Here is a 12125-nt window from a genome sequence, read left to right on the forward strand (position 1 = left end):
CTGCCGGAAAGGAGCAGACGGGTCTCAACTAGTCAGGAGAGGAACCGGGGTCGAACGACACCGGCGCGGGGACGTGTTCAGGGGTTTCACCGGCAGGGACAGCACCGGGAAGAGGAAGATCAAAATCGAAGGAGCTTAGCCATGCCGCAGAACCCGAGGAGCCGCCTGCGGAGGTGCCGCTTCCGACACCGGAACCCGGGGCAGCTGGAGCCAGGGTAGGGACGGGCGAAGGGCCCGCCGTGTCCTGCTGCCCGGCCTCACCGCCGGATGCTGCGACTGCAGCCGACAGGGCGGTAGAAGTACCCGCAAGGGCAACCGCACCGACAGGGGAGGTGGCCAAACCCTGTCCTTCGAAAGCCTCCGTAACGGGAATGCCCGAACGGGTTGGGCTTTCGAAAGTTGCGCCCAAATCCTCGGCAGCAGCCTGGCCTACTGTCGGGTCGGATGTGGCGCCCTCGAAGGGATACGCATCAACCGAAACGACGGGCAGGTCAGGAACCGCCACGGGAAGGGGCACGGTGCCTGTCACCAGGTCAGAGACGGGCTGCAGAACGGGTTCAAGAACCGGAACGGCGTCGACAACAGGAGGAACCACAGCGTCAACAACGGCCGTGGTTGCTCCGCCGGCGACTCCAGCGATCGGAACCGAGACCGCCGTGACGGCATCGGCGGGAACCACCTGGTTCACCACCGGTACTGCTGAGACGATGTTGTCTGCGAGCCCTGACAGCTGACCTGCCACTGGCTGAAGCAGCCCGCTAGAGGGCGCCGCAGCAGGGTGTGTGGCAGGAGCCGCGGGTGCCGGGCCGGAAAGTTTGTCGGTGACCGAAGACACCGAACTGGTAACGCCGCCCAAGAGGGAAGTTGTGTCAGAAAGCGCGTCTGCAGAAGCGGCTGAAGATGAGAACGTCAGCCAGGTAAGGGTCGCTGCGCCGGCGAGGAGCACAGGACGCAGGGCACGCCACGGAGAACGAGCCTTAGCCATGCGTACCACCCCCAGTACCGTTGCAATCGACGGATGCCTACAGGGTAAGTCCAAATGTTTCTGAAAGTCTAGGAAATTAACAAACCAGGTTGACTAAATGCGGCTGTTCTTCTTAGCCCAAATGACAGCCTCCGGGAAGCCTGTCACGGCTATGACTTTCCTGCTGCGCACTTTATGGTTGTGTCACCTTCGTCGTTTGCCGCTCATCGTTTGGATAGCTGACCCCGAGCTGCGCCCGCACTCCGTCAAAGAGGCGCATTGTGTTCAACGTGTCCTCGAGGGGCATCACCGGGCTCTCCGTAAGGCCCTGTTGAATGCACCGCGTCACCTCACGCAGCTCGTACGTGTATCCGCGGCCCACCACGTTGAAGGTTTCGACCCGGCGTTCGTCCCACCCCGTTCCGATGATCAGTTCCCGCGGGTTGTTGATGGATCCGATACTCTGCAGGAAACCCTTGCTGCCGGCGACAGTGGCCGTGCGCGGGCCATGTGCCAGCAGCGAGGACGTGAGCTGCACCTGCGCTCCGTGGTTGTAGCCGAGGGTCATCGCATTCTGGGCGTCGACGCCGTCGTCATTGACATGGCCTGTGGCACTGACCGTTTGGGGAAAGCCGAGGGTTCCCAGCGCCCAGAGCAGGGGGTAGACCGAAAGATCCAGCAGTGCGCCGCCGCCGTCCTGCCTGGCCCAGAGCCTGGCCGTGGGCGAGTACGGGGCGGGGAAGCCCAGGTCTGCGGTCACCCAGTGGATGTCCCCGATCTCGCCGGAGGCGGCAATTTCGAACGCCCGCTGCATGCCCGGCAGGAACCGGCTCCAGACTGCCTCCATCAGGAAAAGCTTGTGGGACCGGGCAAGGTCAATGAGCTCGGCAGCTTCCCTGGCGTTGACGGTGAAGGCCTTCTCACAGAGGACGTGTTTACCCGCGTTGAGCGCCGCCAACACGATTTCATGGTGCTGGGCGTGAGGCGTCGCAACGTACACCACGTCCACCCCTTCATCGGCGAGCAACCGCTCGTAGCCGCGGGCGCCGCCGTCGTCCCCGTAGGCCTTTGCAAAGTCATACGCCACGGCAAAGGCATCCGCTGTGTCTTGCGCCCGGGAGCTGACGGCATAGAGTTCTGCATCCGCCAGCAGAGCCAAGTCCTGTGAGACCGAGCGGGCTATTCCGCCGGTGGCGATGATGCCCCATCGGAGGGAAGTTCCCGTGGCGGAACGGGGATCCGGATCGGGCTGGCTGGACAACCATGGCTTGGCGATAGGCGCACTCATGGTGCCCATCTTCTCACTGCAGTGCGAGGGCGTTTGGATATTGCCTACAGGAGGTGATGGGGGGTTTGTGGAATGGGCGTATCAGGTGATGGGGGGATTGGTGGAATGGGCGCGGGAGGTGATGGGGGGCTGGTGGGAAGGGCGCGTCAGGTGATGGGGGTTTGTGGGAAGGGCGCGTCAGGCGATGGGGCGTTGGGAGGCACGGAAAAGCCCGGCCCCCGCAACGGGACCGGGCTTTCCTGAATCAGAGTGTTACTTGGTGATCGGGCCGAGTATGGGATCGTCCACGTAGGCCGTCTTCACGTTTGCAGAGGTCACGATGACCGGCTCCAGCAGGTAGGCCGGGACGGTCTTGACGCCGTTCTTGTAGGAGTCCTTGTCGTTGATTTCCAGTTCCTTGCCGGCCTGGAGATCCTTTGCCATGGTGATCGCGTGCTCAACGAGCTTGCGGGTGTCCTTGTTAATGGTGGAGTACTGCTCACCAGCCAGGATCGACTTGACCGACTCTACTTCGGAGTCCTGGCCGGTGATCACGGGGGTCGGCTTGCCGGCGGCCTTGACGGACGTCAGAATTGAGCGGGCCAGGAGATCATTGGGTGACAGGACGCCGTCCAGGGATTCTGTGGTGTAGTTGCCGCTGAGCAGGGTGTCAGCGCGGCGCTGGGCGTTCTCGCCCTTCCATGCTTGAGTAACGGCCTGTTCGAAGTTGGTCTGGCCGGAGAGAACCTTGAGGGTGCCATCGTCGATCTTCGGCTTCAGGACGCTCATGGCGCCGTCAAAGAAGACCTTGGCGTTGGCATCGTCGGGGGAGCCGGCGAACAGTTCGATGTTGTAGGGGCCGTCCGGCTTCTTGGCCTTGAGGCCTTCCAGCAGTGCCTGGCCCTGCAGTTCGCCCACTTTGAAGTTATCGTAGGCAACGTAGTAGTCCACGTTCTCGGTGTTCAGCAGCAGGCGGTCGTACGCGATGATGGTGGCGCCGGCATCCTTGGCCTGCTTCAGCTGGGTGCCCAGCTGCGTGCCGTCGACAGCGCCCACGATGAGGACCTTGGGGTTCTTGGTGATCATGGCGCTGATCTGGTTCTGCTGTTCGGAAACACCGGCATTGGCGAACTGGACGTCAGGCTCAAACCCGGCTTCGCTGAGGCCGTCATTGAACAGCTTTTCGGCGAGGACCCAGTTTTCACTGGTCTTCTGCGGAAGTGCGACTGCGATTGCGGCGTCCTGTTCGAACCCGCCGGCGCCTTCGGTCCCGCCACCCGTGGTGGGCTCGGAGCGGCCGCAGCCCGTCAGCGCCAGTGCTGCGATGGCAGTTACCGCTGCTGCCTTTCCTGCTTTACCAAACATTCTCATTGTTGGTTCTCTTTCTTTGTGGTGGTGTAACGCTGTTCAGGCTGCAAGGCTCAGGCTTCCCTGGCGATCGCTTCCTTGGTGGAGGTGGTCTCATCGGGCTGGAGCGGGTTGCTGGGTCCGCCGCCGGAGGGGCGGCTGAAGTTCTGGGTCAGCAGGCCGATGATGGACCTCTTGCCCTGGCTCTTGTTGTAGACGTCGAAGGCGACCGCGATCAGGAGCACCAGGCCCTTGATGATCTGGGTGAGGTCGGCTCCGATGCCGAGGAGCTGCAGGCCGTTGTTCAGCACAGCCATCACCAGGCCACCAATAATGGACCCCACTACGGTGCCCACGCCGCCGGTGACGGCGGCGCCGCCGATGAAGACTGCGGCGATGGCGTCCAGTTCCCAGCCGACGCCGTCGAATGGGCCCGATGCGGTGGAGCGGCCTACGAAGATCATGCCAGCCAGGCCGGCCAGAATGGACATGTTCATCATGACCAGGAAGTTGACCTTTTTGGACTGGACACCGGACAGTTCGGCCGCGTGGCGGTTGCCACCGACGGCGTAGACGTGCCGGCCGAGGATGGTGCGGGAAGAGATGAAGCCGTAGATCAACACCAGGACGGCCAGGATGAGCCCGGGAATCGGGAACGAGGTGCCCGGTCTGCCGGTGGCGAACAGGTACGTGGCGTAGAGGATGGCGCCACCGATCAGGACCAGCTTCAGGGCGGTGACCCACATTTCCGGGACCTCCGCGCCGAGTGCCTTGGCGCGGGCACGGGAGCGGAGCTCGCCCCACACCACAAAAGCAACTGCGGCGATGCCCAGCAGCAAGGTGAGGTTGTTGAACCCGGTGTCCGGCCCCACCTCGGGGAGGTAGCCTGCGCCCAAGTACTGGAAATCGTTGGGAACAGGGATGGTGTTGGACTTGCCGACGAACTGGTTGAAGCCGCGGAACAGGAGCATGCCGGCCAGGGTGACAATGAACGCGGGTATCCCCACGTACGCTGTCCACCACCCTTGCCATGCCCCAATGACGGCGCCGAGCACCAGCCCCAGCAGGACGCCGGCATACCAGGGAATGCCCCAGTCGCGGATGGCCAGGGCAACGGTGACGCCCACGAATGCTGCCACGGAACCTACCGAGAGGTCGATGTGGCCGGCAATGATGACCAGGACCATGCCGATGGCGAGGATCAGGATGTAGGAGTTGCCGTTGAAGAGGTTGATGACGTTGCCGGGGGTGAGGGTCCGGCCGTCGGTGGCGATCTGGAAGAAGATGATCAGTGCCACCAGGGCGAAGATCATGCCGAATTGGCGGGTGTTGCCGCCAAACAGCTTCTTGAGGGCGTTCATGGTGTCAGTCCTTGTGTCCGGAAGGTTCTGGATAATCCAGAGGGTCAGGCGGCTTCGGCTTTGCGGGCGGAGGTCATCAGTTTCATCAGGCTTTCCTGGCTGGCCTCGTCTTTGTTCAGGACACCGGTGATGGCGCCTTCGAAGATGGTGTAGATACGGTCGGACAGGCCCAGGAGTTCGGGGAGCTCCGAGGAGATGACGATGACTCCCTTGCCCTGGTTGGCGAGCTGCTGGATGATGCCGTAGATCTCGTATTTGGCACCGACATCGATGCCGCGGGTCGGTTCATCCAGGATCAGCAGGTCAGGATCGGTGAACATCCACTTCGCGAGGACCACCTTTTGCTGGTTGCCGCCGGAGAGTTTGGCAACGCCCTCCTCCACTGATGGGGTTTTGGTCCGCAGCGACTTGCGGTACTGCTCCGCCACCGTGAACTCCTGGTTCGGGTCCACCACCGAATTGCGGCTGATCTTCCGCAGGTTTGCGGCCACAGTGGTGGTCTTGATGTCGTCCAGCAGGTTCAACCCCAGGGATTTGCGGTCCTCGGTGACGTAGCCCAGGCCGGCATCGATGGCCTGGCGGACGTTCTTGAGGACAACTTCCTTGCCGTCCTTGTAGATATGCCCGTTGATGAATCGGCCATAGGACCTGCCGAACACGGACCGGGCCAACTCGGTGCGGCCGGCTCCCATAAGCCCGGCGAAGCCCACGATTTCTCCGCGGCGGACAAAGAAGTTGGAGTTCTTGCACACCAGGCGGTCCTGGACCTGGGGGTGGCCCACTGTCCAGTCCTTGACTTCGAAGAAGACCTCGCCGATTTTCGGCGTGTGGTCCGGGAAGCGGGATTCCAATGTCCGGCCCACCATGCCTTTGATGATGCGGTCCTCGTCCACGCCGTCGGCTTTGACGTCAAGGGTCTCAATGGACTTGCCGTCGCGGATGATGGTGATGGAGTCGGCGATCTGCTCAATTTCGTTGAGCTTGTGCGAAATGATGATGGACGTGATGCCCTTGGCCTTCAGACCGAGCATCAGGTCCAGCAGGTGCTGGGAATCGGACTCGTTCAGGGCGGCCGTGGGTTCGTCCAGGATGAGGATCTTCACGGACTTGTTCAGCGCCTTGGCAATTTCCACCAGCTGCTGCTTGCCGACGCCGATTTCCTTGATGGGCGTGTCCGGGTCCTCTTGCAGCCCAACGCGGGCCAGCAGGTCCAGGGAACGCAGCCGGGCCTCAGCCCAGTCGATGACGCCGCGCTTGGTGGGTTCGTTCCCCAGGAAGATGTTCTCCATGATGGAGAGCTCCGGGATCAGCGCGAGTTCCTGGTGGATGATCACGATGCCGGCGTGTTCGCTGGCCCGGATGTCCTTGAACTGCTGGATCTGGCCCTGGTAGACGATGTCGCCGTCGTAGCTGCCGTAGGGGTAAACGCCTGAGAGAACCTTCATCAGCGTGGACTTGCCGGCGCCGTTCTCTCCGCAGATGGCGTGGATCTCACCGGCCTTCACCCGCAGGCTCACGTTATCCAACGCTTTAACGCCGGGGAATTCCTTGGTGATGGACCGCATCTCAAGGATGATCGGGTCGGTCTGCGTGGTCTGGGACGTCATGTGCCCTAACCCTCCAATGCAATGACTTCTTTGTCCGGCCGGCAAAGCGCGGGGCCGTCTGATGAAAAAGTAAACTTGACCCGGCCTTTGTCGTCAAGTCTTTAACGCAAATGCCGGATAACAAAACGGTCTAGGTTTCCCTTATTCCGGCATGCTGGAACACCAAAGCGGCGGCTCCGAGCGCCTCCGCACGGTCGCCCAGGGACGACATGGTGATAGTTGTTGTCTCGCCGATAACCGGAACCGCGTGCCGTACCAGGCCCCTCTTGATGGGGTCCAGAAGAAGGTCGCCGAGCCCGGCCAGCGGTCCTCCCACCACGATCACTTCAGGGTTGATGAGGTTGGCGACGTTGCCGAGGGCCCGGCCGACGGCGAGTCCCGCGTCATCGAGCACCCGGAGGGTTGCCGAGTCGCGGGCCAGGGCCTTGCGCACGATGTCCGCAGGTGTCAGGGGCCGGTCCTCCCCGCGGCCCAGGAGTTCGATCATGGTGGTGGTCGAGGCGATGGTTTCCAGGCAGCCCCGGTTGCCGCAGCGGCACACCAGCCCCTGTTCGTGGATGGTGGCATGGCCGATTTCGCCCGTGATCCCCACGTTGCCGTAATAGGGCGCCCCGTTGAGGATCAGGCCGGCACCAATGCCGGACCCGATCTTGAGGAACAGCAGGTTTCTGACCCCGGTGTGCTGGCCCCAAGTCACCTCCGACCACGCGCCCAGGTTGGCGTCGTTGTCAACGAAGACAGGGATTTTGAGCCTTTCCTCCATGTGCTGGAGGATGCTGATGCCCACCCATTCGGGGAGGATGGCCCCTTGGGCCACAGTGCCGGTGCGCCGGTCAATGGGTCCTGGTATTCCGACGCCGGCACCCACCACTGCGGTACGTGCAATCCCGTTTTCGTCCAGCAGTTTCTCCAGCAGCACCACCGCTGCCTGGATGCCTTCCTCGGCCTGGTGGCCCAGCGGCAGCGCGACTGATTCCTCGGCAATGACGTGGAAGCTCAGCGAGGCCAGGACCACCCGCAGATGCCTTCGGCCGAAGTCGATTCCGACTGCCACTGCGCCGTTGCTGTTAAGCCGCACGTTGAGCGCCCGCCGGCCGGAGCTGGTAATCGGCTCCGTGGACGCGAGGCCGGAGTCGAGCATGATCTTCACGATATTGGAGACCGTCGCGGTGGACAGCCCGGTCTGCCGGGCCAGTTCTGCCTGCGTGGAAGGCCCGCCCATCAGAGACTCGATGATCCGTTGCTGGTTCAGTTGCCTGAGCGCGGATTGCGAGCCGGGATTTTTAGGTTTGCTCCTCGTTGAGCGCGAAGTTGCGGGCATGCTTGAAAGATTGCCTCATCCGAAGTCTTGTAGTCAAGAAGTTAACGCAATGAGGCTGATGGAGGGCCTTGCCACTGCCGGGATGATCTGTCCTCAGGAGCTGGGGGAGAGGTGCAAAAGACCCCGCCTGTCCAGCGCGGCCGTCGCTAGTCTGATGTCAGGCCTTCCTTTGAGGCCTGTTCCGACGATGGAAGGTGGCTGCCGTGCTGCTGGCACTCCTGCAGGCGAACGCTGTTGTGATGGACGTGGACGCCAACTGCGCCGCCATTGACGCAGCGGCAGAGGCCGCTGCTGCCGCCGGGGCCGCAGTCCTGGTGACACCCGAACTCTTTCCCCTGGGCTACGCGCCCCGCCGGGTCCGCGCGGAGCTGGATCCCGCCTGCCTGCCCGGGCTGCACGGGAAGCTTGCCGCCATCGCCCGCCGCCACCACATCGGACTGGTGTACAGCCTTCCCGAACTCACGGTGCAGGGGGAGTGGCACATCAGCGCCACCCTTCTTGATGCCGGCGGCAATACGCTCCTCAGCTACGCCAAGGTCCATCTTTTCGGCCCGGACGAACGTGCTGCCTTCAGCCCGGCGGCCCGGCCTCCCGCCGTCGTGGATTTCAATGGCGTCCGCACCTCGATGGTGATCTGCTACGACGTCGAATTCCCCGAGGCAGTCCGGGCTGCCGCCGTCGCCGGAGCCGAGCTGCTCCTGGTGCCGACTGCGCTGGCCCACGGCTATGACGACGTTCCGCAGGTATTGCTGCGGGCGCGGGCGCTGGAAAGCCAGCTGTCCATTGCCTACGCCAACCACGCAGGCGTCGAGGAGGACTGCAGGTTCCTCGGCGGCAGTGTCATCGCCGGGCCGGACGGCAGGTTGCTGGCCGCGGCAGATGAGGAACCGCAGCTCCTTTTCGCGGAGCTGGACGAAGGCGCCGCCGCCAGGGCCCGCGGCGATGTGCCGTACCTCAACGAACGCCGGCCGGACGTTTACCGCTCCTGGGGCGGCTGAGCGCTTTCCCGCACCAGGCCATCCGCATACTGCAGTGCGATCCAAAGCTCTGCCCGGGACTGGGCCTGGCCAAGATCCATCTCCAGCAGTTCCGCGATGGCGTTCACCTGCCGGCGGACGCTGTTCCGGTGCAGCCCCAAATCCTTTGCTGTGGCGTCCCAGCTTCCGTTCGCTGCCAGCCAGGACCGGAGGACGCGGAGCTGGACGTCACGGCGTTCGGGCTCCAGCTCCAGTACCGGTGCCAGGAGCTTTGCCGCAAGAAGTGTCCCGGCCTCACTGCCCAGCAGGCCCGTCACGGACCAGGTCACCTCTTCCACCCGGGCGCTTTTCCCGGTGGCCAGAACGCGGGGCCGGAGCGACGTGGCGCGCCGGTAGGTTTCCGGCAAGCCGGACAGTTCAGTCGGCTCACCCACCACCAGCCGCCAGCCAAGCTGCTCCACCTCGGCCATCAGCTGGTCATCCACCTTGAGCCGGGTCACTGCCGCGAATCCGTAATCAGTCAGCTCCACCATCTTGCTGTCGAAGATCCGGCGCCACTGCAGCAGCTCCCGCACCGGCCCATCTTCCGCGGCGAAGGCCCCGGCGGCCCGTACACCCTGGACCACACGAACGGGGCCGGACCGGGTTCCCGAGACGCTTTGTGCCAACAGGTCCTTCAGCATGTTCTGTTGCCGGGTGTTGCCGGCGGTGAGGATTCCGGGGTGCAAAAGGAGGGCGGTTGCCAATTGGCTGGGCGCCAGGGACCCGCTGGTGCGTTGGCGGACCAGGAGTTCAAGAAGCCCCACGACAGACGAGACCACACTGTTCTGCGCGGGTGTCAGTGCTTTCTCCGCGCCCAGCACCAGGCTGCCCAGGGTCGCGTCCTTGGTGCTGCGGAGCGGGTGGCCGAACACCAGCGCCGAGCCCGGGGCGTGGAAGGTTTCCGTTTCCACGCGGGGCCCGCTCCCGGTGAGGAGTTTCCTGAGGAGCGGCTGGAGTTGGGCGGTGTCGACGGCGGCGCCTCCACGCGCGCGGACGCGGCCGTCCGCTCCAAAGAGGACGGCCCACACTGGAACGCGCTGGATCAGTGCTGCCAGGAGCTCGTGCTCCGGCCGCGCCGAAAGAACTGCCCGCATGAGGTGGCGGTTGGTTTCCGCCAACTGCCGGAACACCTGGGCGTTGCCGGACTCGAGGAGCTTGGAGAATTCCAGGCCGAGCGCGGCAAACGGCACGCTGGCGGGCACCTCGACCAACGTGAGCCCGTGCTGCCGGCATGCGGCCGCCACCTGGTCCGGCACGGCGTCGTAATAAGGCTGCAGGCCAAAGCCCAGGGCAGCCACTCCTGCATCGACCAGCCGGCGGACATACTCCTGCACCCGGGAGTCGCTTTCGGTCCCGTCCGCGCCGGCGTATCCGCCGTCCCGGAACGGTAAACCGGCCGTCAGGACAAACTCGCCGTCCAGCAGATAGGGGGTAGGGTCTTCCAACTCGCTTGGCTCCACCCAGCGCAGGGGCACCTGGCCGTTCCCGGCGTCGTGCACCACCCTCACCTCGGCAGGCAGTGCTGCGAGGAACTGTCCCAGCGTGACCGCGTCCAGTTGGTCGGGACTACCATCGATGGCTGGTGCATTACGTCTCATGGGTGAACACTATAGGTCACTTTGCACCCTTTGAGATGCGGCTCACAGCCCTACTGTGGGTGAGGGGAAAACCAGTTCAACCAGCCAACGACACGAACGGACGTCAACGATGACTGTGCCCACACTCTCCGGCCCGGCCCCGGACGGCGCGACCGGAACAACGGTCCGTCCCGCCCTGGGCGCGCAGCTGCTGCGCCGCAAGCCAATCGCCCAGATGGTCAAGGAGGCGGACAGCAACAACGGCGGTCCCCGCCTGGTCCGCAGCTTCGGTGTCCTGCAGCTGACCATGATCTCCGTAGGGGCGACCCTCGGCACAGGCATCCTGGTGATCCTGGGTGAATCCGTTCCGCTCGCCGGGCCCGCCATCTGGATTTCGTTCGCGATCGCCGGCCTGGCAGCGCTGCTGTCCGCGGTGTCCTACGCCGAGATGGCCGGATTGGTGCCGGTCGCCGGCTCCAGCTATTCCTACACCTACGCCACCATGGGGGAGGGGATGGCGTGGATCTGCGGCTGGTGCCTGGTGCTGGAGTACGCAGTATCAGTGGCCGCAGTGGCTGTGGGTGCCGGACAATACGTCAATGAAGCGCTCGCCGTTTTCGGCTCCGTCCTCCCCGATGCAGTGTCGCAACCGCCCGGCGACGGCGGCGTGGTCAACATCCCGGCCATGGTGATTGTGGTGCTCGCAACCATCCTCCTGGTGCGCGGCGCCAAGGAGAGCGCCTGGATCAACACCTCCATCGTGGTGGTAAAGGTGGGCATCCTGCTGTTCTTCTGCGCCGTGGCCTTCACCGCCTTCAACGCCGGCAACTTTGAACCCCTGCTGCCCATGGGCGCCGCGGGTGTCTCCGCCGCAGCCTCCCGCGTCTTCTTCTCCTACATCGGCTTCGATGCGGCCTCCACCGCAGGCGAGGAAGCCCGCAATCCCAAACGCGACCTGCCCAGGGCCATCATGCTCTCCATGCTGATCGTGACCACCATCTACGTCCTGGTGGCAGTCGCCGCCATCGGCGCGAGGCCGTGGGGCTGGTTCGACGGAACCGAGGCCGCACTGGTCAAAATCCTTGAGGAAACCACCGGCCAGCCCTGGATCGCACTGGTCTTCGCGGTGGGCGCCGTCCTGGCGATCGCCAGCATCGTCCTAACTGTCCTCTACGGCCAGACCCGAATCCTGCTGTCGATGTCCCGCGACGGACTCATCCCCAAGGTCTTCGGCCGCGTTTCCCGCCGCACCGGCACCCCCGTGGCCGGGACGCTCCTCGTAGGGGCCGCCGTCGCCCTGACCGCAGGGCTGGTGCCGCTGGGCGCGCTCGCGGACGCCACCAGCATCGGCACCTTGTTTGCCTTCGCCCTGGTCAACGTCGCCGTCATCTACCTCCGCCGCACCCGGCCGGAGCTGGAGCGGACCTTCCGTGTGCCCCTGTTCCCGCTCACGCCCATCCTCGGCGCGGCCATGTGCGCCTACCTGATGGCCAACCTCGGGGCTGACACCTGGGTGGTCTTCGCCATCTGGATGCTCGTGGGCGTCGCCGCCTACTTCGGCTACGGACGCCGGAACTCCCGGGTGGCTGCCCTCAGCAACGAGGAATACCGCGAGCTGTCCGGACCACAACTCTCAACCCAGCAAACCTCTTAACCGACGAA

9 protein-coding genes are annotated in these 12125 nt (G+C 64.1%); 2 read left to right on the top strand and 7 right to left on the bottom strand.

The genetic code is table 11. From position 1 onward, the window contains the following. Positions 1–28: 28 nt before the first annotated feature. From M1D93_RS06080 to M1D93_RS06105, 6 genes are all read right to left on the bottom strand, one after another. The gene (locus M1D93_RS06080; RefSeq protein ID WP_461174254.1) at positions 29–742 is read right to left on the bottom strand and encodes a hypothetical protein; all 714 of its coding nucleotides are present in this window, start codon (positions 740–742) and stop codon (positions 29–31) included. 415 nt (positions 743–1157) lie between these two features. After that, the gene (locus M1D93_RS06085; protein ID WP_461174255.1) at positions 1158–2252 is read right to left on the bottom strand and encodes a Gfo/Idh/MocA family protein; all 1095 of its coding nucleotides are present in this window, start codon (positions 2250–2252) and stop codon (positions 1158–1160) included. A gap of 252 nt (positions 2253–2504) precedes the next feature. Beyond that, a complete protein-coding gene (locus M1D93_RS06090; protein WP_461174256.1) occupies positions 2505–3602 on the bottom strand; it encodes a substrate-binding domain-containing protein in 1098 nt (365 codons plus the stop codon). A gap of 50 nt (positions 3603–3652) precedes the next feature. Next, entirely contained in the window at positions 3653–4939 is a 1287-nt protein-coding gene (gene mmsB / locus M1D93_RS06095) for a multiple monosaccharide ABC transporter permease (RefSeq protein WP_461174257.1), read from the bottom strand. Between the two features lie 44 nt (positions 4940–4983). Further along, entirely contained in the window at positions 4984–6546 is a 1563-nt protein-coding gene (gene mmsA / locus M1D93_RS06100) for a multiple monosaccharide ABC transporter ATP-binding protein (protein ID WP_461174258.1), read from the bottom strand. A 130-nt stretch (positions 6547–6676) separates the two neighbouring features. Beyond that, on the bottom strand, positions 6677–7867 hold the full coding sequence (locus tag M1D93_RS06105) for an ROK family transcriptional regulator (protein ID WP_461174259.1): 1191 nt from the start codon (positions 7865–7867) through the stop codon (positions 6677–6679). 203 nt (positions 7868–8070) lie between these two features. Between M1D93_RS06105 and M1D93_RS06110 the strand changes: the two genes are divergently transcribed. Then, entirely contained in the window at positions 8071–8865 is a 795-nt protein-coding gene (locus tag M1D93_RS06110) for a nitrilase-related carbon-nitrogen hydrolase (RefSeq protein WP_461174260.1), read from the top strand. Here the strand turns inward: M1D93_RS06110 and M1D93_RS06115 are convergent. Then, the gene (locus tag M1D93_RS06115; RefSeq protein ID WP_461174261.1) at positions 8844–10484 is read right to left on the bottom strand and encodes a PucR family transcriptional regulator; all 1641 of its coding nucleotides are present in this window, start codon (positions 10482–10484) and stop codon (positions 8844–8846) included. The genes M1D93_RS06110 and M1D93_RS06115 overlap by 22 nt on opposite strands. Positions 10485–10593: 109 nt before the next feature. On the opposite strand from M1D93_RS06115, the gene M1D93_RS06120 reads away from it, so the two are divergent. Continuing rightward, the gene (locus M1D93_RS06120) at positions 10594–12117 is read left to right on the top strand and encodes an amino acid permease (RefSeq protein ID WP_461174262.1); all 1524 of its coding nucleotides are present in this window, start codon (positions 10594–10596) and stop codon (positions 12115–12117) included. Positions 12118–12125: the final 8 nt, after the last annotated feature.

It is taken from the genome of Arthrobacter sp. Z1-9 (genome assembly GCF_054792695.1).

Bases quoted from the DNA above. Each gene is read 5' to 3' on its own strand.
- M1D93_RS06085 (WP_461174255.1), bottom strand. From the start codon at position 2,252: ATGAGTGCGCCTATCGCCAAGCCATGGTTGTCCAGCCAGCCCGATCCG.
- M1D93_RS06090 (WP_461174256.1), bottom strand. From the start codon at position 3,602: ATGAGAATGTTTGGTAAAGCAGGAAAGGCAGCAGCGGTAACTGCCATC.
- mmsB (WP_461174257.1), bottom strand. From the start codon at position 4,939: ATGAACGCCCTCAAGAAGCTGTTTGGCGGCAACACCCGCCAATTCGGC.
- mmsA (WP_461174258.1), bottom strand. From the start codon at position 6,546: ATGACGTCCCAGACCACGCAGACCGACCCGATCATCCTTGAGATGCGG.
- M1D93_RS06105 (WP_461174259.1), bottom strand. From the start codon at position 7,867: ATGCCCGCAACTTCGCGCTCAACGAGGAGCAAACCTAAAAATCCCGGC.
- M1D93_RS06115 (WP_461174261.1), bottom strand. From the start codon at position 10,484: ATGAGACGTAATGCACCAGCCATCGATGGTAGTCCCGACCAACTGGAC.
- M1D93_RS06120 (WP_461174262.1), top strand. From the start codon at position 10,594: ATGACTGTGCCCACACTCTCCGGCCCGGCCCCGGACGGCGCGACCGGA.